Raw genomic sequence first — 26,047 nt, forward strand, 5'->3', positions numbered from 1 at the left:
AACCAAGCTAGAGTTGAAGTGAAAAGTCTCAAACGATACCAATATGAAAAATATGCTGTGTTGTGTAACTTGGCATATCCTCGAGTATTCAAACAAACACGCTACGGCTTCGATCCTAATGGGCAACGAATTGTCGCCAATAGAACTGGAAAAACCGTCGTTCGCATTCTGTGGAGCCAAAACAGAGAAGAAGCGGTCATCGTAATAAAAGGCTCTCACAGTCCTACTGATTGGTTATTAAATTTCGCTATGTGGCACAGAACCTGTCGACATTTTGGGCTCAACTACTCCATCCATGCAGGTTTTCACTTTATTCTTAACCAAGAAAGCCGGCCCACACATAAAAAAGACCAATTAGGTCTTTCTGTGTTCGAACGCACGATAAGCATCGCTTCTGAATTGATTGAGAATGGTAAGCGTATCGCGATTACTGGCCATTCCTCTGGCGGCGCAATCGGATGTGTCATTGCTGATGCGCTTGAACAAAAATACCCCAAATCAATAAAACGCATTGTAACGTTTGGCCAACCTGCTATTGGGGGGTATGGATTTAAAAAGCGCTTCAAACTAGCCCATAAAACCTACCGAATCTGTTGTGACCTCGACGTGGTCACGTTTTTACCCCCCATTCCATTCGCGTACTGGCACGTGGGTAAAATGTTATGGCTATACAACGGCCGCATTTATGAAAACACCCCTTCAGTAGTGAGACTCGGGCGCTCATTAATATCTTGGTTAATCCGGCCTTTTTCTTATCATTTAATGAGTAAATACATAAGGAACAAGGATTTCTTTGATGAACGTTAAAATGAGACGTGTTTCAAAAAAAACAGACAAATCTATAAAAAGTTAATCGATTACATTAATCAATACTATTGCTATGGCAAATATGAGACATATCAATGTAATTAAGATTCTTAGCCAAGTTTTGGCTGCTTTTTATACAAGATTTCATCAAATTATAAACACTGACACGGATTCACTTTCAAAAAACGTTAATGGTTCACATTAGCTCAGACAATAATAGTGATATTTATCACAGATATCATTCAGTTACTGAATTTGACATCCGCGATCAGCGTGCCATGATAGTTTGAATTTCATTTATAAAACGCTGTAAATGCTACTAACCGATAAACATCAATTTTCCCAACGAATAAGACTCGATCGTTCAGGGTGCTGTATTGCAACCTATAAACACTTGACTTTAAAAAGTGTGTTTCAGCCTATATTCAATATAAGAAATGAAATAATCGGTATGGAAGCATTGGTTCGCTTATTTGATCAAAATGACGAACCAATTCCACCCAATCTATTTTTCCAGAATGATGAGATTTCATTAGCAGATCAGCTCAATGTGGACAGATTAAGCCGTGCCATTCATCTGCGTAACTTTAGTATGTCCTTGTACAACAACAGACTTATATTTCTTAATTTCCTACCGATATCTAGTGAAAGGCTAGCGGCTGAAGGATTAAAATCATCTCTGTTAATGTCTCGACTTAAAGCATTGCAAATCGATAATAAAAGAGTCGTTGTCGAGCTTGTAGAGTTAACGGCCTTTAGTGCGAGAACATTGGCTTCAGCTGCACGCCAGCTCAGTAATGAAGATTTTTTGATTGCTATCGACGATTTTGGATGTAAAGAATCGAGTCCTGAAAGGGTTAAGCAAGTTAAACCTAATATACTAAAGTTGGACCGTCAGTTGCTTCTTGAGTATATGGAAGGAAATCAACGACCGTTACTCTCGGGGTTAGAACTTGCTGAGCAATCAGGCGCGAAGACCGTCATAGAGGGTGTAGAAACCGAAAAACAACTCGTTGCAATGAAAGCGCTGAAGATCGACTTCTACCAAGGGTATCATCTGGCTATGCCAACTGCTTTGCTTCCCCGATTGCAGCAAGTGGTTTAAAATCGTTTACCCAACATAAACGTAACGCCTTCTCTCGTTTTACCGCTCTGCGCCATTAACGATGCTTCCCAGTTATCGCTGAACTCTTTTTGCATTCCGACCATTGTCGACCATCTACTTGATGTTTGTTTGGCACTAAACCGGATGTCTGCAAGCTGTCCTTTAAGTTGCCTTTGATAGTCTTGGTACTGTCCACCGACGACAACTTTCCAACCGCTGTCACCAATATTAAATCCTACCAGTGGTGTTACCACCAACGCATCCAAATCGACACCTACACCAGAGACAGCTGTAGAGACATATTGCGCATCTATGGTCGTAAAAAACTGTTTATGCCCATAGGCTAAGGTTGTACCTACCGATGTGATGGTAGACGTTGTTGCCATCCCGTTAAGTTCCAACTTTGCAATATTGTCGTTAAGTAAGTCATTAACACCAATTGATATGTCCGATGTAGTTATCGCTTTGCCTATCATGGCGTTGAAGCCCCAAAACGGCAGCAACCAAACATCACCTCTCACCGCAATAATACTCGTTGTATTTACCGTTTGACTTGCTCCGTCAGGCAGTAAATCCCCTACCGATTCACCGTCAACTTTAAAGTCGCTCAAGTTCATTAAGTCTTCTTGTTGGTGAGTAAACAAAGATATGCCGATCGGTTTGGGTAGCTTAATTCCCACGCTACGCACTCTATCTCCAAAGAAAGGCAGAGTCCGTCCAAAATCTTCGTCCTTTACTTCTAAATTAGAGGAAACAACTGATTCATTGGCTAAAGCCATGGTGCTTATCAAGGTTAAACAGAAAATAACGTTGCGCATGACAGTGATTGGAACTCTAATGATATTAAGGGAGCAAGATATTATCAGGTCATCAAATACAAAAATAATTTTGATTTCATATATCTACACACTTGAAAATTGACACTTCAAATACAATCTCTTGCTTACAAGGAGTGTTATATGGAAAGTTCTACAACAAAATTCAAGAGACTCGCGCAAGGAACCATAGCGATGATGCCGCTCAGTCTAGCGGTAGTGCCCTGGGGGTTTCTAGCAGGTTCATTTGCTATCGATGCTGGTTTATCACCACTAGAAGGACAGGCGATGAGCGCAATTCTGTTTGCGGGAGCGGCTCAACTTGTTGCTATGGGCATGATTAAGTCTGGTGCGACCTTGTTAGCTATGGTCATCACCATTTTCTTTATTACCTCACGACATTTTTTATATGGTCTCTCAATGAGAAACCATATTTCTGTATTACCATTGCGTTGGCGAGTCGTGCTCGGTTTCTTGCTTACTGATGAACTTTTCGCTCTTTGCGGTCACCACGATCCTAGAAAATTTGATCGATGGTATGCACTCGGAGCGGGATTATCATTTTATTTGATATGGAATATCGCGACGTTCATCGGTATCGTCATAGGCTCCCAAATACCAGATTTACAGCAATACGGTTTAGAGTTCGCGGTAGCGGCAACGTTCATTGCTATTGTGGTACCAAATATAAAAACTACTCCAACTTTCCTTGCAGCATTGTCAGCCCTCTTGGCATCTGTTGCTTTTGCTGCGCTTGATATCGACATGGGTTTAGTATTGGCGAGCCTAATTGGAATGACCGTGGGTTATATAAGCGAAGAGAGACTAAAACGATGACGTATTTAATTATTTTAGTGTTGACCGCCATAGTATTTCTAAGTCGTTACTTGTTCCTAGAACCAACAGTACCTTTGCGATTGAGTAGTTCTGCTCAGCGATTTTTAAGTTACGCGAGTCCTGCTGTTCTTACTGCTATTTGGGGACCTATTGTATTTCTACCTCATGGCGAATTGTCACTTGCAGATAACTTACCTTACTTGATCGCCGCAACCTTTGCGGCCGCTATGGCATGGTTAACGAAAAATGTTTTATTAACGACAATAGTTAGCATCTTGGTATTTCTCGTCTTAAACTTGTGGATATTCAATAGATAGCAGGAAGCCACTATGACAACACAGGAGCAACCACCACTCGTAAAGACGATGAACTGGTTGGGTTATCTTGGATTAATTCCCTTCGCGCTTTGTGTCGCTAGTTTTAATGCTAACGCCGAGCTATTTGGCTTAAATACCAGAATAGTCTATATCGCATACAGTGGGACTATATTGAGCTTTTTGTGTGGCATTCTGTGGTCGCATGCCTTGTCTGGCGAAAATCAACCACTGTTGCTGCCTATGCTTTTGCTCAGTAATCTGATTTGTTTGATGGCTTGGCTAGTTATTTTGATTGCTCCGCAACAGTTTCAGCTGGCGTTAGTGGTTTCGATGGTGGGGTATATCTGTGTTTGGGCCGTAGAAAAAGTAAAGTTATCTACGGCAGGTTCACACTTCCCTTCAACTTACTCAACCTTACGCAATCATTTAACTTTGGGTGTCCTTGTCTCACACATTATTGCGCTTGCAGGCTCATAGTACCGTTAGCTATCCAACGTGCTTACTTTGCTTTACGCTTTGCACGGTTTGACTGCCCTACCTCGGGCTTCTTAGGTACCTCTCTTCTCTCGTGTAAAAGGTGCCGAATTGATAAGATCGGGTGTGGAAGTAACATTCTTGGTCCCGAATAAACCATGACTTCTTTCATCTGAGCTTTAGGTTCTGGTTTATAGCAATGTATTGGACATTTATTACAGGTCGGTTTCGACTCACCATATGGGCAACGATCGAGTTTCGTCTCAGCGTAGCCAAGCAATGATTTGCAATCTTCACACAACTCATCACTTCCATGATGCTTTTTGCAATAAATCCGCATCATCGCAGAAACCGTCTTGAACTCTGTGGCCAGTGCGCCTTCGAGAAGGTTACTTTTCATTCTACTGACCTATCAACAAATCAGAATCAATTTCAATATAGTCGTCAGCCGCTTGAATTAGATTATTGGCAGTCAACGACCTCACACCGGCCACCGTAACTTTGGTGTTAAATCTCTGCTGAATACGTTCCACCAAAACTTGAAAATCGCCATCTCCAGATATCAAGACAATTCTATCTACACTATTTGCAGTTTCGTACACATCCAGAGCCAATCCAACATCCCAATCTCCTTTTGCGCTACCATCTAAACGCTGAATAAAGGGCTTTAGCTGAACATTAAAACCAATGCCTCTTAGAATGTGATGAAACTGCCTCTGCTTAGGATCAGTTGACGAAATAGCGTAGGCTCTTGCAATGTCAATTCGATAACTTTGGCTCAGCTTAGCCCAAAGCGCATTGTAGTCAAAGCGGCGACCGAACGCCTGACGAGTGGTGTAGTAGACATTTTGTACATCTACAAATATCGCTATTGATTCCATAATAAACATCTTTATCAATTTTCTGTCCATGATACCAGAAATCATGTTTGATTGTTTTAGCAATAGGAAACTCAATTGCTAAACTTAACGTATAACCGTCTGAGACAGCTCTAGGAGGTAACGATGAAAAATGTTGGACTAATCGCTTTGTTAACATTGTTGAGCGGCACCGCCTGTGGTTATCCAGAATATGGGTCAAAGCACTCTGGAGAGGTTCATTACGATATGTCGCATCGCAGCGTGATGTACTTTGCACCTAGCAACGACGACAAAGTGAAGGAATTTTTGCTGGGTACACTTACTAATGAATGCTCGTTAGAGGAAAGAGATGTTGTTACTCTGGTTATTACCGAGGACGGGTTCTCATCCCCTGCGTGGGTAAAAGAGACGTTTGATTATTCCACCCTGATCAAAATGTATGGCATTAGCAAGGGCGAGCATGCAGCTGTTCTAATCGGTAAAGATGGCTCTGAAAAACTGCGCTGGGGAGCGAAGACAGATTGGGCGTTAGTAAAGGAAACCATTGATGCTATGCCAATGAGACAAGCTGAAATGAAAAGAGCAGCCAGTCGCTGCTCTATCTAAGCACTAGTGGACTTCTTTTTGGGACAGATGACTGCTCACCAAACTGGCGACCATTATCGCTAAATAGAAACTACCCGTAATCGATTCTAGAAAAACGAAAAACTTCGGAATCGCAAGCGCTGGCGAGATGTCACCGTAGCCAACCGTCGTTAGTGTTATAAAACTGAAATAGATGACTTCGAAAAGATTATCGAGCCATGGCTTCGCTTCCAAGCCATTAAAGGGTGCAACAAACAGTTCAAGCTGTATCAGGTATATAAATGCAAACGACAAACCAAAAAGCAAGTAAACGCAAATAGAGCCCACAATCTGGTTCAGCGTAACTTTCTTAGGTGTCATCACCTGCTTCAACGCGGAAAAAGTTTGCGCTAAAACGAAGAACAGCATTGCAAACACGGTGATTAATGACAGGTCATAGTCTTCAAAGATTGAGATACTACCTGAAATCACGACCACCGTTATCATTATCGCGTACCAGGAGCGATAAAACGTCTGTTTTCTGTGTACGCCAACGATCGATGTACTCATACAGAGAATGAGTAACGCGAGTACATAGTCTTGCGCGTCGTCTTTAAACTGATGAACGACGGCACTTAAGAAGAACAATACCAGTAGAGAACCAAGCAAGTAAAAGAAATTGTCGTCTTTTGTCATCAATTTCATTGTCTTATTCCTTAACTCTATAGCATTTCTTTTGCGATCAAGTGTAGCAAGTAGGTTTCCCTTTCGATGCTCATCCCTTTTTTATCGCTTTCTGCAATGGTCTTTTCATTAAAGGCAATCGCCTCATGGATGTTTACCCAAACCGCCTTCATACCATTCTTTACTTCATAATCTTCGTAAGCAGTCTCACCAAGCTCTCGGTCGACTTTGCATGAATAACAGTAAGAAATCATATGCATGACATCAGCATCATCTTTATACCATGGACGAAATTCTTCATAAATTCCAAACGGCTTAATTGAATGGATATTTTTAGCACCCGTTTCTTCTTCTAGCTCTCTCACCATACCTGCGATAACGTCCTCACCTTCATCTAATCCACCACCAGGAAGAGAATAATCATGATAACGCTCAGTAAACAGCAGCAAAATGTTTTCACCGTCAATCGTAATAGCGCGAGTTGCATTACGTTTGATAATCTTTTTGTCATCGAGATGTTCTATATCAGGATGAATAGCCGTGGTAATTTGTCTCACTTTTAACCTGCTAACCTATGAAATATTGCGAGAAGTCTATCACAAAAACATTCATTTACACTTAGACACAGTTTTGCCCTGACTAAATAAGCGACTAACATAAATGAACGCTGTATTATTGCTCCCTCGCTTAAAGGGACCTTAAGCAACTAATATTATAAATTCGTTTGCCAAGTTCCTCTTACAATATGAAACTCCAAAAATCGCTAATCGCATTATCCATCTTAGTCGCCGTTCCAACGACTTTCGCTCAAGATGACACGTTATCTTCTGATAATCATAGTCCTGCTATTTCTCAGCAAGATTTTGTTCAACAAGCCATCGCTGAAGATCAGAAACTATCTGACTCAGAGTTCAATTCAACTCAATCTGCACAACTGAATAGCCTTGGATACCGTTCCATATCCACTAACAGCAGCTTTGAAGAGCTGCGTATAGCAAATGAGTCTGACAACCCAACAAACTTCTATGATTCTCCCTATCGTGTGTCTTTGTTTAACCCTCAAAATGGCGAAGACAGTGAAAGGCTTTGGTCCCAAACTAAATCTATCTTTGCGTATGGTGTCGGTGTAGCCGGTGTCTTAGCACTGATGCCCGAGTCTATTACTAACTGGGAAAAAGATGATGTCCAATTAATGAATAAGTGGTGGGATAACGTACGATCGGGGCCTGTATGGGATCGCGACGATCACATTATCAACTATATCGGACATCCTTATTTTGGTGGTGTTTATTACCAAGCGGCTCGGAAATCCGGTTATAGACAGTGGGATGCGTTTATGTATTCCACACTTATGTCCACCTTCTATTGGGAATACGGTATCGAAGCCTTCGCAGAAATCCCATCAATTCAAGATTTGGTCGTTACCCCTACTCTTGGTTGGGTATACGGTGAATGGGCATTTAACAAAGAAAAAGAAATTCGTTTACGAGGAGGAACGGTTTGGGGTTCTGATGCCTTAGGTTCAACTGCATTGTTCTTCCTAGACCCTGTAGATAGTCTGGGGCGTGGTGTTAACAACATTGCAGGACGCGAAGTAATTAAAGCTGGCACTGGTTTCGTCGGCGTTCATTCCAACGTTATGCGCAATGGTGAAGTAGAGACGAAGTACCAAATGCAAGTTAACTATGCCTTTGGTGCAGGTGAAACAGATGACAGCCTTAAACGTAGACAGAAAAAGAACTATCACCAATACACCGACGACCCAGTTACATACGGTATCGTTGGTGTGAGTGCCGGTTTTGCGTACCCGCAATTGGATAAAGACCGTAACCTGAAAAACGACTTTGCACCCGCCTTCACATTGGGGCTGTACTTCACAGAGCAGTTCTCTACTCGCTTAGGCTACATGCAAGGAAATTATGAGTCGACCGTAAGCAACGAAAAGCACATCTATGAGAACTATAGCCTAGATGTTCAGTACTACTTTATGCCCGGTAGCGCATTCAAACCGTATTTGAATGCTGGCGTAGGTGAGGCCATGTTGGACAAAGACCGCGATACTAAAAAACTACAATGGAACATTGGTACTGGCGTTCATTATTCTCTAAATGCCAACTGGTCTTTGCAGGCTGACTGGAAATACGCTTACCATCGTAATTCTGGTGCTCGAGATCAACTATGGGGAACTCGGCTTATCTATCGCTTTGGCGAAGGCAACAAGTATATTTAACGCTTTGACGCCACTAAACGGTGAGTGCCATGCTTACCGTTTTTGTATTTATTCAACCAATGAAGCACAGCTTGTAGGAATTTTGGGAGCGAAACTACAATTGACCTGTCATTCGCATAAAATGTTGAATAATTTGACTCAATCAAAACACTTTTCCTTTGAAATCTCCTACACTTAACTCAAAGCGTGAATTCCAACTAGGAGAAAGAATGAAAAAGTTACAATGGGTGATTGGCGCATTAGCGGTAGGTGTAATGGCTGGTTGTGCGAGCGAGCCAGATAAATACGATGTAGACGAAATAACGGTTGAAAGTGACCCTGCTTATGTTTACTGCGTTGAGCAGGGGCATAAATTAGAAAGATTCTCAGAAGAAGGTAAACGTGTACCTTATTGCGTTATCTCTGACGACGAGCGTTACACCGTTTGGGACTACTACGAAAATAGAGATAAAGAGCAAAAAAATTAGTCGCTATTCTTAAATAAAAGAGCCAGAGATATACTTCTCTGGCTCTTTTATTTCACAGTATAATCGGAAATTATTCCCAGTCGAGAATAACTTTTCCAGACTGCCCGCTGCGCATGACGTCGAAGCCTTCTTGGAAATCATCAATCTTGTAATGGTGAGTGATGATTGGCGTCAGATCTAAGCCAGATTGAATCAAGCTTGCCATCTTGTACCATGTTTCGAACATTTCACGGCCGTAGATACCTTTGATCACTAGACCTTTAAAGATCACTTGGTTCCAATCGATACCCATGTCTGATGGTGGAATACCCAGTAATGCGATTCGACCACCGTGGTTCATGGTTTCAAGCATTGAACTAAATGCAGCTTGAACGCCAGACATTTCAAGACCTACGTCGAAGCCTTCTGTCATGCCTAGTTCTGCCATCACATCTTTTAGGTTTTCTTTTGCAACGTTTACGGCACGTGTTACACCCATCTGTCTTGCAAGATCTAGACGGTATTCGTTAACGTCAGTAATAACTACGTGGCGCGCACCTACATGCTTGGCAACCGCAGCAGCCATAATACCGATTGGGCCAGCGCCCGTAATCAGTACATCTTCACCAACTAGGTCGAAAGACAGCGCAGTGTGTACTGCATTTCCAAATGGGTCAAAGATAGACGCAAGATCGTCAGAGATGCCTTCAGGGATCTTAAACGCATTGAACGCTGGAATAACCAAGTACTCAGAGAACGCACCAGTACGGTTTACACCAACACCGACCGTATTGCGGCATAGGTGAGTACGACCACCACGGCAGTTACGGCAGTGTCCGCAAGTAATGTGGCCCTCGCCAGAGACGCGGTCGCCAATTTCGAAACCACGAACTTCTTGGCCAATACCAACTACTTCACCTACGTATTCGTGACCGACTACCATAGGAACAGGAATCGTATTTTGTGACCACTCATCCCAGTTATAGATATGTACGTCAGTACCACAAATTGAAGTTTTCTTAATGCGGATTAGAATATCATTGTGACCAAGTTCAGGCTTATCCACCTCGGTCATCCAAATGCCTTGCTCAGGCTTTAGCTTAGATAGCGCTTTAATTTTCATAATGTAACCTTAAAGACAGGTTTCAGGCTTTAAGCCTGAAACCCTAAAAACCTTAGATAAGACCCATATCCTTGCCCACTTCGATGAATGCATCGATAGCACGGTCAAGTTGCTCACGAGAATGAGCCGCAGACATTTGAGTACGAATACGAGCTTGACCCTTTGGTACTACTGGGAAAGAGAAGCCGATAACGTAGATGCCTTTCTCTAGTGCTCGTTCAGCAAACTCTGCAGCCACTTTTGCGTCGCCTAGCATGATTGGAATGATTGCGTGATCTGCCCCACCCATAGTGAAACCTGCACCTTCCATACGAGTACGGAAATGAGCGGCGTTTTCCCATAGGTGGTCACGTAGGTCACCGCTCTCTTGCAGCAAGTCTAAAACGCGAATTGAAGCGTTAACGATAGCTGGCGCTACAGAGTTAGAGAACAGGTATGGACGTGAACGCTGACGTAACCAGTCAATCACTTCTTTCTTACCAGAAGTATAGCCACCTGACGCACCACCCATCGCTTTACCTAGCGTACCAGTGATGATGTCGATACGGTCTACAACGTCGTGGAACTCATGCGTACCCGCGCCGTTCTTACCCATGAAGCCAACTGCGTGAGAGTCATCTACCATCACTAGTGCATCGTACTTATCTGCCAAATCACAGATTGCAGGAAGGTTTGCAACCACACCGTCCATTGAGAATACACCGTCAGTTACGATTAGCTTATGGCGAGCACCTGCTTCGTTAGCAGCGATTAGTTGCTGCTCAAGCTCTTCCATATTGTTATTAGAGTAACGGTAACGCATTGCCTTACACAGACGAACACCGTCAATGATAGAAGCGTGGTTTAACGCATCAGAAATGATCGCATCTTCTTTACCCAAAATAGTTTCGAACAAACCTGTGTTTGCATCGAAGCATGATGTGTAAAGGATAGTGTCTTCTTTACCTAGGAATGTAGACAGTTTCTGCTCAAGTTCTTTGTGAATGTCTTGAGTACCACAGATAAAACGAACTGAAGCCATACCAAAGCCGTTTTTATCCATGCCCGCTTTACCAGCATCGATAAGTGCAGGATGGTTTGCAAGACCAAGATAGTTGTTCGCGCAGAAGTTTAGTACTTCTTCACCTGTTGAGATTTCAACAGCCGCTTGTTGTTGAGAAGTGATAATGCGCTCAGACTTGTAAAGTCCTTCAGCTTTTACTTCTTCAATTTGCTCTTGGATTTGCTTATAAAACGCAGAAGACATAGTGGATTCCTTTTTCTATCCTATTTATCAATAGGTTATGTAGGGAGGTGATATTTACAGCGTATTGATTCGCCTTATATCTAGATTGGAATCATTTTAGTTCATTGTGGTGCAAACGATTATCCCTTAAGATGGAAAACCATTAGTGAATCTGAGGCAACAATAATGTTCAGCCATAAGTTATTGAGTTTATTACCTGACCTCGCGTCTTTTATTTTGGTAGTAAACGAAGGCAGCTTTACCGCCGCCGCAAAAAAACTGGGTGTTACGCCATCCGCGCTATCTAAAACCATTACTCGTCTCGAAAGTGCGCTATCGGCAAAGTTGTTTGAGCGCACTACGCGTAAACTGGTTATCACTCAGGCTGGACAAAAGGTTTACGACCAAAGTGTGTTAATGGTGAACGCGGCACAACAAGCCATTGACGTTTCTCAATCCGATCATGCTGAGCCAAGCGGGTCTATTACTGTCGCCGCACCGGAAGCGTTTCTTAACTCAGTATTACAACCTTTTATTACGCCCTTCTTAGTTAGATATCCCGAGATTCAATTGAAAGTTCGCGCCGTTGATGGCGAAATCGACCTGCTGCGCATGGGCATCGACGTAGCATTCAAGCTTACTGACAAACCAGACGAAAACCTGGTTATGAAAGAGTTAGGACCAACCAACCTCGTACTGTGTGCCAGTCCCGATTACATTGCTAAGCGCGGACTGCCCTATACACCAGGTGATCTTGAGAAACATGACTGCCTCTATCTTGCTGAAACGGAACGCGACAACATTTGGGATTTTCTCAAAGACGATGAGTTTCATACCGTGAAAGTAACAGGACGTTATGCCATCAACCACTCTCAAATGCGCCTCCATGGCGTTAAACAAGGTCTCGGCATCGGAATATTTCATGATTTTGTTATTTCTGAAGCCATAGAAGATGGCAGTGTTGTGCCCGTCCTCTCGGATTGGACCATCAAGAGTAACTACCATGGAGCCGTTGCACTCCAATACGCACAAACCAAATACATGCCGGCCCGCTTACGCGTGTTTATTGACTATGTCGTCAAGGAACTGCCATCGAAGCTAAACAATTAACCAATCAACGACGGAAGACAAAATGCTTAATGGGATCCATCACACCGCCATCATTTGTTCCAACTACGAAAAGTCGAAACACTTTTATGTCAACATACTAAAGCTGGAAGTAATCGACGAGAACTACCGCGAACATCGAGACTCCTACAAATTGGATCTCGCCTTACCTGATGGCACGCAACTTGAGCTGTTCACTTTCCCTGGTGCTCCTGATCGTCCTAGCTTTCCAGAGGCTAAGGGTTTAAGACATTTAGCGTTTAATGTCACCAAGCTCGAGCAAATCGTCGATTATCTAGAAGCAAATGATATTGACGTAGAACCAATACGAATTGATGAATACACTGGTAAGCGTTTTACGTTTTTCCAAGATCCTGACGGTCTACCACTCGAACTATGTGAAGAGCTCTAGAACTAAAGATCCACATACCGCAGAAAACCTGTTGTAGTTGCGCAACCTCCACATGAAATTACAACAGGTAATACCAGTAACATATATCACACCAAACAATCGCACCCATTCAAAACCAGTCAATATCCCCAGATTTGATTTTTAATTCCATATATTAATTCGCATAAGTACCCCTGTAAGGTTAATTTTACTAGTGTCAGGGCATCTAAATGCGGCACTTTTTAACAATTTGATTACACTTATAGTATCAATGATTCTTTTGTCTTCAGACGATTACCATCATGTCCGAAAACAAAAATCAAGGTTGTACCCTGGGATTTTCTAGCACTAGCTCTTATCGGAGCGTGCGAAAAGGAGTTCGAGATGAACGTACAAGCATTACCCATGCATCGTTTTATCGACTACCAAGGTAATCTCGTTAAGCCGTTGCCCCACTGGGCAGATGAGAACACCTTACTTCAGTTCTATCGTGACATGGTAGTTGCGAGAACATACGATGCAAAAGCCGTTGCTCTTCAGCGAACCGGCAAACTTGGGACCTACCCTTCCCATCTTGGCGCGGAAGCCATAGGTATCGCCGTCGGTCACGCTCTCACAAGATCAGACGTCTTTGTTCCTTACTACCGTGATATGCCCGCTCTCTGGGTTCGTGGTATCGCCATAGAAAAAAACCTTCAATACTGGGGAGGCGATGAGCGAGGCAGTGACTTCGAATTTGATGATGGCTCACCGTGCACCGATCTTCCCTTCTGCGTTCCTATTGCCACACAATGCACTCATGCCGTAGGAGTGGCGTCCGCATTAAAAATTAAGGGGAACCACGATGTCGCTTTGGTAACTTGTGGAGATGGAGCCACGTCTAAAGGCGACTTCTTGGAATCGCTCAACTGTGCTGGTGCATGGAACATTCCTTTGATTTTTGTCGTCAACAATAACCAATGGGCGATTTCGGTCCCTCGCTCACTACAATGTGGCGCAGAATTTTTGGCAGACAAAGCAGTTGGAGCTGGATTACCCGGCCTGACAGTGGACGGCAACGATGTTATAGCTATGTATGACACTATTTTGCAAGCGGTCGATCGAGCTAGAAAGGGCAAAGGAGCCACGCTGATTGAAGCTATCAGCTATCGCCTTAGTGACCACACTACCGCTGATGATGCTAGTCGTTACCGTAGTGATTCAGAGCTACAACAAGCATGGGACTATGAACCAATAAAACGTCTAAAATCCTATCTAATCTCGCGAAGCCTTTGGTCTGATGATCAGGAGCAGTTGCTGGTACAAGGAGCTAAAACCATCGTTGAAGAGGCTGTTACTCGCTATTTAGCCACACCACCTCAACCACCTGAATCAGCGTTCGATTATCTCTACGAAACCCCAACAAGCGAGCTAGCACCGCAAAGAGATACGCTGATTAATAAGACGTTGCGAATGCAGGGAGGCAAACATGATTAATCAACAAACTCCCGAAATCACGCTCATTGAAGCAGTTAACTTGGCACTTCATTATGAAATGGAGCACGACAACAACGTCGTGCTACTAGGTGAAGACGTTGGAGACAACGGCGGTGTGTTTCGCGCTACTGTCGGTTTAAAAGAGAAATTTGGATTAAGAAGAGTGATTGATACTCCCCTTGCCGAAGCCCTAATAGGAGGCGTTGCGGTTGGCATGGCAACACAAGGGCTAAGACCTATTGCCGAATTTCAATTTCAGGGCTTTGTCTTTCCTGCAATGGAACACCTCATCTGCCACGCTGCAAGAATGAGAAACCGCACTAGAGGCCGGTTAACCTGCCCTGCGGTATTTCGGGCGCCGTTTGGTGGCGGTATACACGCCCCTGAGCATCACTCTGAAAGCATCGAAGCCCTGTTTGCTCATATTCCTGGACTGAAGGTCGTCGTTCCCTCCTCTCCTCAACGAGCATACGGACTTCTGCTATCTGCAATTCGTAGTAACGACCCTGTAATGTTTTTCGAGCCAAAGCGAATCTATCGAACAGTCAAATCACCCGTAGTAAACGATGGACAAGCTCTGCCTCTCGATACCTGTTACACCCTAAGAAAAGGACGAGATCTCACGGTCGTCACTTGGGGAGCTTGTGTAGTTGAAACCCTGCAAGCCGCTCAATCTCTTTCGGAGCAAGGAATTGAAGCAGAAGTTATCGATCTCGCGAGTATTAAGCCTCTCGATATGGACACCATTATTAAATCACTGGAAAAAACCGGACGTTTACTTATCGTCCATGAAGCGAGCCAAAGCTGTGGTGTCGGAGCGGAGATCATTACTCGAGTTTCCGAACATTCTATGTGTCTTCTCAAAGCTCCACCTAAACGTGTTACCGGGCTCGACACAGTTATGCCATATTACAAAAACGAAGACTATTTCTTAATTCAAGAACAAGACATCACACTTGCCGCACGCGAACTTGTGGAGGGCTGGAAATGAAGTCATTTTTATTACCAGATTTAGGGGAAGGACTCGCTGAGTCAGAAATTGTTCAATGGCACGTTAACGTTGGTGAACATGTAGACGTTGATCAGGTGATCTTAACCGTCGAAACTGCGAAAGCCGTTGTTGAAGTGCCAGCACCCTACAGCGGGAAAATCGTCAGCCGTCATGGGGAGGAAGGTGACGTCATCAACATCGGCAGTTTACTGATTGAAATTGAAGAAGTAGTCACGGAAGCGTCTGCCACTAACTCTACATCAGCCCCGAGCGACGCAGCCACCGTTGTTGGCAATGTATCAAACCACACACACCACGTTGAAGTTGATGACTTTTGGGTGGGACCTGCTCACCATTCAAACTCTGAACAAACGGTCACTGCGATGCCGTCTGCTCGGCTTCTCGCTAAGAAGCTCGGTGTTGACCTATTAAAGGTGAAAGGTAGCGGGCACGACGGTGTTATTACTGACACAGATATTTACAACGAACTCGACCGACAAACACCTGGGACGGAAGTGCTTAAAGGTGCAAGACGCACCATGGTCGGCACTATGGCGGAGTCACATCACAACGTTGCTTCTGTGACGATCACTGAAGAAGCGTTGTTGTCCAATTGGTCACAAAAAGAGGATATTTCCGGTCGTTTAATTAAAGCTGTTGTGTTTGCTTGCCAAAAAGAGCCAGCCTTAAACGCATGGTTTGATGCCGATACAATGACACGTTGTGTTCATAGCAAAGTGAATATCGGAATCGCGGTAGATAGTAGCCATGGATTGTATGTGCCAGTACTCAGAAACGCCGATAGCTTTGACCAACAAGGAATCCGTCACTGGCTAAATGACACCGTTGAGGGAATTCGAGCCAGACGGATAGGCAGAGAACAACTTCAACACGCGACGATAACGCTGTCGAACTTTGGCGCCATTGCCGGAATATTCGCGACCCCTGTCGTCTCACCACCTCAAGTCGCTATCGTAGGAGCTGGTCGAATTATCGAGAAACTAGTTTTACAAGACGGTCAGCCAATAGTCATCAAAGCGCTACCTTTGTCGATCACATTCGATCATCGAGCGTGTACTGGTGGCGAAGCAGCGCGATTCGTCAAAGTACTGGTTGAGCACTTGCAGCAGCCAACCGTTGACTAAACGTTAAACAGGGTGAGTTAGCCGTCAATCAGGATACCTAACTCACCACGTTTTTTCTTACTTAAACCTAACGCCACCAGCCGATATGATTCTTTAAGGTAATACTCTAATTCTTCGTCAAATCGACCTGACGTCTCTACCTGCTGTATCCACTTCATCCCACGACTCGCAAAGTATGGCGCAGGCCGATAGCCTTCACTGTCACTAAGAAAATCAAAATTCAAATCCGACGTTTTGAAAGTAAACGCTGCCCCGCTCTCTTTGTTCCAGCCACCAATAGCGAAGACCTTGCCACCGACCTTCCAGACATGAGCATCACCCCATTGAATAACATGACTGGTCGCTGGGAAAGCGCCGCAAAATTCGTTGAATTGGTCGTAATCCATTGTGATTTCCCTATAGTAACTTGAGTTTATTAGTAACCATGGTTTATGAATAAATAAGGTTTATCGGAATATTACGCTGGTTATTCAGACTCTAGCGAGTTCTCTGAGTATCTGCTCTGCCGATACTTCCTTACAACCATCAGTGCTTTCTCCACACCATAGCGGCGAGAAGTCTGCACTACCTTGCTGTTCCGCCTGTCCCCTCAGCTGTGTTATATCAATAGACGCATAAGGAAATTGTGGTGCTTCCTGTGTTATAAAACCGAGCTCCCTCATTGCACGATTGACTATTCCTCGTGCTGGTCGGCCCGAGTACACATTGGTAATTGCAGTATGCTGAGACTGAGTACTTTTGATAGCATCACGATGTAACACCGATGTCGTGGCCTCATCACACAATAGAAAAGCGGTCCCCACCTGAACTGCCTCAGCTCCTATGTTAAATGCCTGTTCAACCTTGTCTGCAGTGCTGATGCCTCCAGCCGCCACGACGGGTACAGTGACGTTATCAACAATCTTCTTGATGAGATCTTCGACCGATAATTGAGTAGCAAGATCATCCGTTAAGAACATTCCCCTATGACCGCCCGCTTCCACACCTTGAGCAATAATCGCATCCGCTCCGTTTTTCTCTAACCAAATCGCCTCTTCGACGGTAGTCGCCGAAGACAAAATACATGTCCCCCAGCTTTTTACTCGTTCCACAAGAGCCTTGTTAGGCAGGCCAAAATGGAAACTGATGTAAGGAGGTTTAAATGCTTCAATAGCGTCAGCGATATCCTCACTAAATGGCATGCGCGTTGCCATGCTTGGTTGAATGGCAATATCGAGTTCCAACTCTTCAAAATACGGTGCAAGTCGATTACGCCACTGAGCTTGGCGTTCTTGATCAAAGTTAGGCATTGAGTGACAGAAAAAATTAAGATTGTATGGTTGATCGGTAGCTAATGTAATGGACTCCAACTCTTCTACAATACGCTCTTTAGAAAGCATGCCACAAGGTATAGAGCCTAAACCACCAGCTTCGCTTACCGCTATCGCGAGCTTACTGTCTTGTACTCCAGCCATAGGCGCTTGAATGATTGGCAGCTCAGTATGCAGCCATGATGAAAACGTCCTTTGTTTCATGTTTAATCCCTTATTAGTATTAGTTTATCCGACGATCCCGTTATTTTTCTATTATTTGATAAATGGAGAAAGGTCTATGTCTTCTAGTTCACTGACTGCTTTAATCGTTGGGTTAGTCGACAATCTTTGTAGATAATCCGCCAAATGAGTGAACGTCATTGGATTTTTTTCTATGGGCAGTAACCATTCCGCCAGCATAAATAAGAAATAATCACAGGCAGAAATGTTTGCACCTAATAGGTATTCGTTACCATCAAGCTGATCATTGATAATGCTTAGCGCCTCTGCAATACGCTCGTCTTGGGCCGACAAGAGATTGGGAATTGTCGATACATCATTGGTGTGGCGATGTGGATAGTAACGCACCATCAATTCAGCTTGCAGTGTATTATTTAAATAGGTTAACCACTGAAAAAAAAGCGGACGCAACGGACTCCCAATCTCCGGAATCAGCTTATGTTCGGGGTGACTTTCACATAAGTGAATACAAATCGCCGGACTCTCAAAAATAGCCTGACCGTTGGCGACGAGAGTGGGAATTCGCCCCGCAGGATTAAGCTTTAAATAATCTGCAGACTTTTGAACCTTCTCCTTTTTATCCACCAAAAGCAGATCATAGGGAAGCTTCATATGATGAAGCAAAAGATGCGGCGCCAAGCTCGCATTGTTAGGGTAATAATATAATTGATACAAAACAGCGTCCTTTCTTCTTTTCATTCCTTACGTTGGTAACATCTCTGAGATACCCTCTGGATAAATCGGTATCTTTCCTGCCAATACCTCGCTTTCTTCAACCCATTTAACGACGAATTCCACTCCATTAGTTTCAATCCCGTCGATATGAGTCTTTCGATAGAAACCTTGATCAACAAATCGCCCCTGATAAACAAACACAATCTCGTGTCCAGTGCGTCCATCGAAGGTAAAGAGATTCTCACTAACCCCGAGAAGTTCAAGGGAGGTCACATCTGCGCCGATTTCTTCTTTTACTTCTCGTTCAGCGGCCTCTCGCGACGTTTCACCAAACTCAATGCCACCACCAATGGGGATCAGGTAGTTCTGGTCTTTTGCAGGGTCGTAACCTTCTGCAAGTAACACCTTTCCGTTATGCCGAAAAAGGCAAACGGCTTTAGCTCTAATGGCAGCGGTCATTAGATGCTTCATCATTGTTGGATTTGTCGTCACTAAACTCTTGTAAAGCTAGTAAAGCTTTTTGAGCATCTAGTGATGGCACAAAAATATGGTCGTGATAGTAGGCAGCGATGACGTTGGCACTAATGCCTCTGTCCGCCAATTTTGAGGCGACGGCTGCGGTTAGACCTACAGCTTCAAGGCTAGAATGAACATTAAGCGTAATTTGTTGAAATACTGACTCAAAGCTCAACTTCGCTTTTACGGCTTCGGCTTTAGGTAGGACAAGTGTGAGACCTTCCGCTTCAATGAAGGTAGCAATCAACTCAAGTTTTGTATATTCCTTAAGCGTCCCTTTCACATGACAGAATACGACTTCGTCGTCGAGTAGACATGGACTCATAGAGCTCAGTAACTGCTCCAGCTCGGTAATACCAGCCATCAAACATTCCTTAGTGACTTAAAACAGAGTGCATTATCCTGCAAGCGAAGTGCACTCGCTTCAAGTTAAGGGTGTTCAATATGATAGCTAGGTTGCATATTTAACGAGCTTTGATTCACTTACTCTCGTTACAACCTAGCAAGACACTGTTACTTCTTTACGCAAACCGCTAGAACATTGCCAGATTGCTGATCCCAAGGCGTGATTTTTTCATAGTCATGCTCAAACAGATGCACTTCGAATAGCGGTTCTAGCAATGCTTTTAGTTCCTGGATAGTAAAAGCCACCATCGGATGCTCATCAAACCAACTTTGCGTTTCCTCACCCGTGTTTTTTTCAATGTTAAGCTTAAGTGCCTGACGCTCACCTTGCCCTTCATAATACCAACCTGAACGAAACGTAAATTTACTGCCTTCACTCTCTGCTGAATGCTGAACAAAAGAATGGTTATTGATTTTCAACCTATCAACCGCATTGAAGCAAAATACGCCACCGACTGACAGAGCATTGAACACACTATTGAGGCACTGTTTAAGCTTTTCTATCCCATCACAGTAATGAATCGAATAGAGAAAGCAGGTAATCAAATCAAGTGGTTGTGTAACATTAAACTCGCTCATATTTTGTAGCGAAAAATGAGCTTCCGGACATCTAACCGACGCGAAATCCAACATAGGTTGATTGATATCCAAACCACTACTTTGATAACCATAATCAATAAAGTGACGGACATGAGGACCTGTACCACATGCTAAATCAAGATGAGTATTTCCTTGGTTTCCAAACAATTGATGCAATCGTTTTACGTTATGACTTTGCGCTTGGTAATCAATATCGACACACATTAGGTCGTAGTAACCAGAAAGGTCAGTATAGAGAGAATTGGCGGACATGTTTGCCTAGTCGTTGCCGACGAAAAACTGCGGGTGGCGCATCCTATACGAAATCAAAGATATTCATAACAAAAAGTTAGCGCCCGAAAACAACTTCTCTACCAATTCACACTTAAAAGATAAATAGTAGCTGCTATTCAATACCTTAGAAGTACATTATCGAGTAATCACCAGCCTCAAACGCGCTGTAGGAAAAGTCCTAACAGCAAAGTAGCAACTTGGTGTTTAACCTAAGCTCTTAAGGTACTTTGTCGATAAGCTCCGGCATAATCTCAAACAGGTCTCCTACTAATCCGTAGTCCGCAACTTGGAAAATAGGCGCTTCAGGATCACTATTTATCGCGACGATCACTTTAGAGTCTTTCATCCCTGCCATGTGTTGGATCGCGCCTGAAATACCGATGGCAATGTACAAATCCGGTGCGACTATTTTGCCCGTCTGACCAACTTGCAGGTCATTTGAAACAAACCCTGCATCAACCGCAGCTCGCGACGCACCAATAGCACCACCGAGTTTATCAGCGAGCTGCTCCACCAAAGTAAAGTTGTCTTTACTGCCTACGCCACGCCCACCTGAAATAACAACACGAGCAGCCGCCAATTCAGGGCGCTCACTTTCATTTTGTTGCTGAGAGACAAATGCAGAAAGACCATTCCCAACATCATGACCGCCGACCGTTATCACTGTCGCTTGATTCGCGGGGTCATGCCCCACTGCTTCAAACGCCGAACCGCGTATCGTCATGAGTATTTTTTCCTCTGTCGACTTCACTTTCGCTAGCGCATTACCGGCATAGATTGGACGGATAACCGTATCTGCCGTCACAATTTCCACGACATCAGATAGCTGGCCGACGTCGAGCAGCGCAGCAATACGTGGTAGCAGATTTTTTCCAAATGTCGTCGCTGGAGCCAAAATATGTGTAAAGTCTTTGGCAAGCTGCACCGCTATTGGTGCTCCGTTCTCAGCAAGTAAATGACTAAATTGTTCATCGTCGGCGACGATCACTTGCTTGACTATATCGCAGTGGCCAATACGTTCTATTACCTCCTGACATTGATGCCCCATGACAAGCACCGAAATGTCACCACCTATTTGCGCCGCTGCGGATAGCGTTTTAAAGGTATCAAGCGCTACGCTGTGGTTATCGTGCTCTGCAATAACAAGAATTTGCGTATCCATAATCATCTCTCCTTGATACTCTTCTGCTTAAAGTACTTTCGCTTCATTAGTTAACTTATCAATCAGTTCATCCACATTTGCGACTTTCACTCCTGCTGGACGCTCTTTGGGTGCCAAGACTTCTAACATCTGATGTTTTGGAATCAAATCCACGCCAAATGAATCAATATCGATAACATCAAGTGGCTTGCGTTTGGCTTTCATGATGTTCGGTAAAGAAGCATAACGGGGCTCGTTCAACCTCAGATCAGTGCTGATGATGGCAGGTAATGTCAGCTTCAAGGTCTCCAATCCCCCGTCGATCTCTCTAGTGACTTCAACATGCTCACTCGATAGTGCGACTTTAGAAGCAAACGTTCCTTGAGGTCTACTCGTCAAAGCCGCTAGCATTTGTGCGACTTGATTATTGTCCGTATCAATCGATTGTTTACCAAGTAGAACCAGTGTCGGCTGTTCTTTCTCAACCATCGCTTTCAAGATTTTTGCCACAGCTAAAGGTTCAGGTGATAATGTCGCTTCTATATGAATCGCTCTGTCAGCCCCCAAAGCAAGGGCATTGCGCAAAGTTTCTTGCACTGCCTTATCACCAATACTCACCACCACTACTTCGTCCACAGAGCCGGACTCTTTGAGTCTAATGGCTTCTTCCACTGCAATCTCACAGAAAGGGTTCATCGACATTTTGACATTAGCAGTTTCAACACCACTACCGTCTTTATTTACACGCACTTTCACATAAGGATCAACGACACGCTTTACAGCAACTAACACTTTCATACCGACTCCTTGGATAAAAAGAACAAGCCTAAAGGTTATTATTTGAGCTTAGTAAAGTTTACGTTTACGTCAACTGCACTATAGTTATACATAGAGTTCCGAAATGGGCCCATTTTGTAAAATTAGGTGGTGAACATGGAAAGAGAATGCATGGAATTTGACGTAGTTATAGTTGGTGCCGGCCCAGCGGGCCTTGCTTGTGCCATTCATCTAACACAGCTTGCAACGCAAAACGATACTGAGCTATCGGTGTGCGTGATTGAGAAAGGTGCTGAAGTTGGGGCTCATATTCTCTCTGGTGCAGTGTTTGAAACCAGAGCGCTTGATGAGCTTATTCCTGACTGGCAATCACTTAACGCGCCTGTGCACAATCCTGTGCTGCTAGATGACTTCATCTATCTGACCACACAATACAATCACCTAAACATACCGTCATTTCTAACGCCAGCCACCCTTCACAACAACAAATCGAATCACATCATTAGTCTTGGTTTGTTATGTCAGTGGCTTGCAGATCAAGCAGAACGCCTTGGCGTTGAAATCTTTCCTGGCTTTGCAGCGCAGCACGTTATTTATTCCAATACAGGCGCAGTGGTTGGTGTTTGTACCTCAGATATGGGATTAGATAAGAAAGGAGCACACAAAAGCACGTTTGAAGCGGGTATCGAATTAAAGGGTAAGTACACAATTTTCGCTGAAGGTGCGCGTGGGCATTTAGGTAAGGAACTTATTCAGAGATTTAAGCTGGATCAGAACAAGCAACCACAGCATTACGCTTTAGGATTCAAAGAAGTTTGGCAACTTCCCGATGAGCAACCTCACTACGCCAAAGGCAAAGTTATTCATGGTGTCGGTTGGCCATTACATGACTCTAAAGCCACCGGAGGCAGTTTCGTATACCACTTGGACAATAATCAGATCGCTGTTGGTTTAATCGTCGACCTCAATTACACCAATCCTCACCTAAGCCCTTTTGACGAATTTCAACGCTTCAAACACCACCCAGCCATTTCGAAATACCTTCACGGTGGTGAACGAATCTCGTTTGGCGCAAGAGCCATCGCCAAAGGAGGTCTTCGTTCGCTCCCCAAACAGCAATTTCCTGGCGGTCTGCTCATTGGTTGCGATGCTGGCACCCTTAACATGGGCAAAATAAAAGGCACCCATACAGCGATGAAATCCGGCATGTTATCTGCTGAGGCGGTCTATCAACAACTCGCCAAGGGATGTGCTCACAATGAGGCCGATTATCAAACCTTGTTTGAAGCGTCGTGGCTCTACCAAGAACTCAGCGACACACAAAACTTTGGCGCTAATTTGCATCGTTTTGGCGAACCTATCGGCGGCATGCTCAATATGTTCGAACAAAATGTATGGACACGTCTATTCAAACGCCCCGCTCCTTGGGCAGTGTCAGACACCAATGACGATCACCTACAGTTAGCACATAAAGCCAACGTTCCTAACATTAGTTACCCAAAACCCGATGGAGTATTAAGTTTTGACAAACCTTCTTCAGTTTATTTGTCTGGTACCCAACATGAAGAGAATCAACCGTGTCATCTGCAACTTCTGGATGTTAATGTGGTAATCGATAGCCATATTCTACAGTTTGACGAACCTAGTCAGCGCTATTGTCCTGCCGGTGTGTATGAGATTATTGAAGTGGAAGGTCACAAACAGCTGCAGATCAATGCCAGTAACTGTTTGCATTGTAAGACGTGCGATATTAAAGACCCATCAGCCAATATAAAATGGACCCCACCTGAAGGTGGTGGAGGTCCAAATTATCAAGCTATGTAATGGTTAATGCGAATAAAGACGATTAAATCACCAAACCACCATCTACTTCGATGACGCGACCATTCACGTACTCATTCTCCAGTATAAAACGTACCGTATGAGCAATTTCCAACGGATCGGCCATTCGTCTTACTGGAACCATATGCTCAAGCCTTTCACGAGCTTCTGGCTTCATTTGCGCGGTCATCGATGTCTCAACGACTCCCGGAGCAATTGCAGCAGCGCGAATGCCATAGCGCGCGAGCTCTTTCCCCCAAACGGAAGCCATGGTTGCCACCGCAGCTTTAGAAGCTGCATAGTTGGTTTGCCCCATATTACCTGCTCTCGACACACTTGAGATGTTGATAATCACGCCTCTTGAGTCCGTCTCGATCATTTTCACTGCGGCTTCACGTCCACACAAAAACGTACCAGTTAGATTGACGTTAATGACCGAGTTGAACTGGTCCAAAGACATCTTAGATATCTCGCCATCTCTCGCCTTAACTAGCATGCCATCACGAAGAATACCGGCATTATTAATCAAACCATTTAGCGCCCCAAAATCAGTGACAATGTCACCAAATACAGATTCCACCTGCTCTTCATCGGTCACGTCTACTTGATAGATTTGCGCTTTAACCCCTAAATCCTCACACAACTGTTTGGTCTGTGCCAACGCTTCAAGGTTCACGTCCATCAAGGCTAGATGCGCTCCTTGTTGTGCAAGACTTGTCGCCATTGTTTGACCTAATCCTTGGCCAGCACCAGTAATGGCGATAACGCTCTGTTTCAGTTCCATCTACTTCTCCCTTTCACTACGAAAATACTCAAACAGACTGGAGAAATCTAACTCTGCATTGCCATTATTGTTATGAAATGCGTAGAGATTACGCGCTAATGCGCCCATAGGAACAGCCGATTGGCTATTAGCCGCTGCCTGCATCCCTAGTCCCAAGTCTTTTGACATCAACTTACTCATAAAGCCCGGAGCGTACTGATTGCTCGCTGGAGCGGTTTCCATTACTCCCGGACAAGGGTTATATAGTTCTAAAACCCAGTTTCTTCCAGAGCTCTGTTGCATAATATTTGATAGTACTTCAGGGTTGAGACCGTTATCGATCCCAAGGCTCAAGGCTTCACAGGTTCCAGACATGACGATACCCAATAACAAGTTATTACAAATTTTAGCCATTTGGCCGTCGCCGGCTTGCCCAGCATGGAAGATGTTCTTCCCCATATGAGCCAAGATTTGATTTGAGGTTTCAAACGCTTGAGCAGAACCACCAACAATAAATGTAAGCGTTCCAGCTTTGGCACCCGCTACTCCACCAGAAACAGGCGCATCAACAAAACTCAATCCCTTTTTGGTCGCCTCTTTAGCAACTAACTTTGCGGAATCCGGCTCGATTGTCGAAGAATCGATAAGGAATGTACCCGGTTTTACCAGTTTGAGTAGCCCTTCACCTCCATGATGGTCACCTAAATACACCGCTCGCACATGCTCTCCCGCAGGAAGCATGGTTATTACCGCATCAACATTTTCAACCGCAGCTTCTAGACTGTTAAATGCCTTCGCACCGGCAGACTCAAGCTTCTTTGCAAGCTCAGGGACAAGATCAAAGACATTGACGGATAAACCGGCTTTTAACAGGTTTTCCACCATAGGACCGCCCATGTTACCAAGCCCCACAAACGCAATGGTGTTACATTCTGACTGATTCATAG

General features: G+C 44.2%; 31 protein-coding genes. 14 read left to right on the forward strand and 17 right to left on the reverse strand.

Annotated elements, in window-relative coordinates; translation table 11 throughout:
• The first annotated feature begins 18 nt into the window (after positions 1–18).
• The gene (locus tag AWH66_RS21500) at positions 19–807 is read left to right on the forward strand and encodes a lipase family protein (protein ID WP_063603537.1); all 789 of its coding nucleotides are present in this window, start codon (positions 19–21) and stop codon (positions 805–807) included.
• A 313-nt stretch (positions 808–1,120) separates the two neighbouring features.
• The gene (locus AWH66_RS21505) at positions 1,121–1,912 is read left to right on the forward strand and encodes an EAL domain-containing protein (RefSeq protein ID WP_063603536.1); all 792 of its coding nucleotides are present in this window, start codon (positions 1,121–1,123) and stop codon (positions 1,910–1,912) included.
• Here the strand turns inward: AWH66_RS21505 and AWH66_RS21510 are convergent.
• On the reverse strand, positions 1,909–2,592 hold the full coding sequence (locus tag AWH66_RS21510; RefSeq protein WP_143081557.1) for a hypothetical protein: 684 nt from the start codon (positions 2,590–2,592) through the stop codon (positions 1,909–1,911). The genes AWH66_RS21505 and AWH66_RS21510 overlap by 4 nt on opposite strands.
• Positions 2,593–2,871: 279 nt before the next feature.
• Here AWH66_RS21510 and AWH66_RS21515 point away from each other — a divergent pair, with 279 nt between their 5' ends.
• The 3 genes from AWH66_RS21515 to AWH66_RS21525 are packed head-to-tail and all read left to right on the forward strand — an operon-like array spanning position 2,872 to position 4,358.
• On the forward strand, positions 2,872–3,564 hold the full coding sequence (locus AWH66_RS21515; protein WP_063603534.1) for an AzlC family ABC transporter permease: 693 nt from the start codon (positions 2,872–2,874) through the stop codon (positions 3,562–3,564).
• On the forward strand, positions 3,561–3,881 hold the full coding sequence (locus tag AWH66_RS21520; RefSeq protein ID WP_063603533.1) for an AzlD domain-containing protein: 321 nt from the start codon (positions 3,561–3,563) through the stop codon (positions 3,879–3,881). Before AWH66_RS21515 ends, AWH66_RS21520 begins: the two co-directional genes overlap by 4 nt.
• A gap of 12 nt (positions 3,882–3,893) precedes the next feature.
• Entirely contained in the window at positions 3,894–4,358 is a 465-nt protein-coding gene (locus AWH66_RS21525) for a DUF3429 domain-containing protein (RefSeq protein ID WP_083400102.1), read from the forward strand.
• A gap of 22 nt (positions 4,359–4,380) precedes the next feature.
• Here the strand turns inward: AWH66_RS21525 and AWH66_RS21530 are convergent, their stop codons facing one another.
• Together AWH66_RS21530 and AWH66_RS21535 are read right to left on the reverse strand one after the other, a co-directional pair.
• Positions 4,381–4,755, reverse strand: a complete 375-nt coding sequence (locus AWH66_RS21530; protein ID WP_063603532.1) for a nitrous oxide-stimulated promoter family protein — start codon at positions 4,753–4,755, stop codon at positions 4,381–4,383.
• 1 nt (position 4,756) lies between these two features.
• On the reverse strand, positions 4,757–5,236 hold the full coding sequence (locus AWH66_RS21535) for a LabA-like NYN domain-containing protein (protein ID WP_031496709.1): 480 nt from the start codon (positions 5,234–5,236) through the stop codon (positions 4,757–4,759).
• A 123-nt stretch (positions 5,237–5,359) separates the two neighbouring features.
• Here AWH66_RS21535 and AWH66_RS21540 point away from each other — a divergent pair, with 123 nt between their 5' ends.
• Positions 5,360–5,821, forward strand: coding sequence for a DUF4174 domain-containing protein (locus AWH66_RS21540; RefSeq protein ID WP_063603531.1), 462 nt, complete (start codon positions 5,360–5,362; stop codon positions 5,819–5,821).
• 3 nt (positions 5,822–5,824) lie between these two features.
• Here the strand turns inward: AWH66_RS21540 and AWH66_RS21545 are convergent, their stop codons facing one another.
• Positions 5,825–6,484, reverse strand: coding sequence for a potassium channel family protein (locus tag AWH66_RS21545; RefSeq protein WP_063603530.1), 660 nt, complete (start codon positions 6,482–6,484; stop codon positions 5,825–5,827).
• 17 nt (positions 6,485–6,501) lie between these two features.
• On the reverse strand, positions 6,502–7,020 hold the full coding sequence (locus AWH66_RS21550) for an NUDIX hydrolase (RefSeq protein ID WP_063603529.1): 519 nt from the start codon (positions 7,018–7,020) through the stop codon (positions 6,502–6,504).
• Positions 7,021–7,208: 188 nt separating this feature from the next.
• Between AWH66_RS21550 and AWH66_RS21555 the strand changes: the two genes are divergently transcribed.
• Positions 7,209–8,693, forward strand: coding sequence for a DUF3943 domain-containing protein (locus AWH66_RS21555; protein ID WP_063603528.1), 1,485 nt, complete (start codon positions 7,209–7,211; stop codon positions 8,691–8,693).
• A 209-nt stretch (positions 8,694–8,902) separates the two neighbouring features.
• Positions 8,903–9,160: a putative hemolysin gene (locus AWH66_RS21560; protein ID WP_063603527.1), complete on the forward strand. Its 258-nt coding sequence runs from the start codon at positions 8,903–8,905 to the stop codon at positions 9,158–9,160.
• 70 nt (positions 9,161–9,230) lie between these two features.
• On the opposite strand, the gene tdh is transcribed toward AWH66_RS21560, so the two are convergent.
• Both tdh and AWH66_RS21570 read right to left on the reverse strand, forming a co-directional pair.
• Positions 9,231–10,262, reverse strand: coding sequence for an L-threonine 3-dehydrogenase (tdh, locus tag AWH66_RS21565; RefSeq protein WP_063603526.1), 1,032 nt, complete (start codon positions 10,260–10,262; stop codon positions 9,231–9,233).
• Positions 10,263–10,314: 52 nt separating this feature from the next.
• Complete coding sequence (locus AWH66_RS21570; RefSeq protein ID WP_063603525.1) at positions 10,315–11,508, reverse strand: glycine C-acetyltransferase; 1,194 nt, start codon at positions 11,506–11,508, stop codon at positions 10,315–10,317.
• Positions 11,509–11,673: 165 nt separating this feature from the next.
• Here AWH66_RS21570 and AWH66_RS21575 point away from each other — a divergent pair, with 165 nt between their 5' ends.
• From AWH66_RS21575 to AWH66_RS21595, 5 genes are all read left to right on the forward strand, one after another.
• Positions 11,674–12,597, forward strand: coding sequence for a LysR family transcriptional regulator (locus AWH66_RS21575; protein ID WP_063603524.1), 924 nt, complete (start codon positions 11,674–11,676; stop codon positions 12,595–12,597).
• Positions 12,598–12,619: 22 nt separating this feature from the next.
• Positions 12,620–13,006: an SMU1112c/YaeR family gloxylase I-like metalloprotein gene (gene gloA2, locus AWH66_RS21580; protein WP_063603523.1), complete on the forward strand. Its 387-nt coding sequence runs from the start codon at positions 12,620–12,622 to the stop codon at positions 13,004–13,006.
• A 363-nt stretch (positions 13,007–13,369) separates the two neighbouring features.
• Positions 13,370–14,461, forward strand: a complete 1,092-nt coding sequence (gene pdhA, locus AWH66_RS21585) for a pyruvate dehydrogenase (acetyl-transferring) E1 component subunit alpha (RefSeq protein ID WP_063603522.1) — start codon at positions 13,370–13,372, stop codon at positions 14,459–14,461.
• Positions 14,454–15,452: an alpha-ketoacid dehydrogenase subunit beta gene (locus AWH66_RS21590; RefSeq protein WP_063603521.1), complete on the forward strand. Its 999-nt coding sequence runs from the start codon at positions 14,454–14,456 to the stop codon at positions 15,450–15,452. The genes pdhA and AWH66_RS21590 overlap by 8 nt, the downstream gene beginning before the upstream one ends.
• Entirely contained in the window at positions 15,449–16,597 is a 1,149-nt protein-coding gene (locus tag AWH66_RS21595; RefSeq protein ID WP_063603520.1) for a dihydrolipoamide acetyltransferase family protein, read from the forward strand. Before AWH66_RS21590 ends, AWH66_RS21595 begins: the two co-directional genes overlap by 4 nt.
• Positions 16,598–16,614: 17 nt before the next feature.
• Here the strand turns inward: AWH66_RS21595 and AWH66_RS21600 are convergent, their stop codons facing one another.
• The 8 genes from AWH66_RS21600 to AWH66_RS21635 all read right to left on the reverse strand — a co-directional run bounded on the left by AWH66_RS21600 (position 16,615) and on the right by AWH66_RS21635 (position 22,537).
• Positions 16,615–16,983: an MmcQ/YjbR family DNA-binding protein gene (locus AWH66_RS21600; RefSeq protein ID WP_063603519.1), complete on the reverse strand. Its 369-nt coding sequence runs from the start codon at positions 16,981–16,983 to the stop codon at positions 16,615–16,617.
• An 84-nt stretch (positions 16,984–17,067) separates the two neighbouring features.
• Positions 17,068–18,111 carry an NAD(P)H-dependent flavin oxidoreductase gene (locus AWH66_RS21605; RefSeq protein WP_063603518.1) on the reverse strand — a complete coding sequence of 348 codons (1,044 nt, stop codon included), beginning with the start codon at positions 18,109–18,111 and terminating at the stop codon, positions 17,068–17,070.
• Between the two features lie 51 nt (positions 18,112–18,162).
• Positions 18,163–18,804 carry a glutathione S-transferase family protein gene (locus AWH66_RS21610; RefSeq protein WP_063603517.1) on the reverse strand — a complete coding sequence of 214 codons (642 nt, stop codon included), beginning with the start codon at positions 18,802–18,804 and terminating at the stop codon, positions 18,163–18,165.
• Positions 18,805–18,831: 27 nt separating this feature from the next.
• Complete coding sequence (locus tag AWH66_RS21615) at positions 18,832–19,263, reverse strand: NUDIX hydrolase (RefSeq protein ID WP_063603516.1); 432 nt, start codon at positions 19,261–19,263, stop codon at positions 18,832–18,834.
• Positions 19,247–19,684, reverse strand: coding sequence for an ACT domain-containing protein (locus AWH66_RS21620; RefSeq protein WP_063603515.1), 438 nt, complete (start codon positions 19,682–19,684; stop codon positions 19,247–19,249). Before AWH66_RS21620 ends, AWH66_RS21615 begins: the two co-directional genes overlap by 17 nt.
• Positions 19,685–19,833: 149 nt before the next feature.
• Complete coding sequence (locus AWH66_RS21625; RefSeq protein WP_038226737.1) at positions 19,834–20,577, reverse strand: class I SAM-dependent DNA methyltransferase; 744 nt, start codon at positions 20,575–20,577, stop codon at positions 19,834–19,836.
• Between the two features lie 238 nt (positions 20,578–20,815).
• A complete protein-coding gene (locus tag AWH66_RS21630) occupies positions 20,816–21,760 on the reverse strand; it encodes an electron transfer flavoprotein subunit alpha/FixB family protein (RefSeq protein WP_063603514.1) in 945 nt (314 codons plus the stop codon).
• Between the two features lie 27 nt (positions 21,761–21,787).
• On the reverse strand, positions 21,788–22,537 hold the full coding sequence (locus tag AWH66_RS21635; RefSeq protein ID WP_063603513.1) for an electron transfer flavoprotein subunit beta/FixA family protein: 750 nt from the start codon (positions 22,535–22,537) through the stop codon (positions 21,788–21,790).
• Between the two features lie 135 nt (positions 22,538–22,672).
• Between AWH66_RS21635 and AWH66_RS21640 the strand changes: the two genes are divergently transcribed.
• Positions 22,673–24,340 (forward strand): electron transfer flavoprotein-ubiquinone oxidoreductase, encoded by a 1,668-nt coding sequence (locus AWH66_RS21640; RefSeq protein ID WP_063603512.1) that lies wholly within the window; start codon positions 22,673–22,675, stop codon positions 24,338–24,340.
• 22 nt (positions 24,341–24,362) lie between these two features.
• Here the strand turns inward: AWH66_RS21640 and AWH66_RS21645 are convergent, their stop codons facing one another.
• Positions 24,363–25,121: an SDR family oxidoreductase gene (locus tag AWH66_RS21645; protein ID WP_063603511.1), complete on the reverse strand. Its 759-nt coding sequence runs from the start codon at positions 25,119–25,121 to the stop codon at positions 24,363–24,365.
• Positions 25,122–26,045, reverse strand: a complete 924-nt coding sequence (gene mmsB / locus AWH66_RS21650; RefSeq protein WP_063603510.1) for a 3-hydroxyisobutyrate dehydrogenase — start codon at positions 26,043–26,045, stop codon at positions 25,122–25,124.
• Positions 26,046–26,047: the final 2 nt, after the last annotated feature.

Origin of the sequence: Vibrio barjaei, assembly GCF_001639065.2 — a bacterium.
GTDB classification, from domain to species: Bacteria; Pseudomonadota; Gammaproteobacteria; order Enterobacterales; family Vibrionaceae; genus Vibrio; species Vibrio barjaei.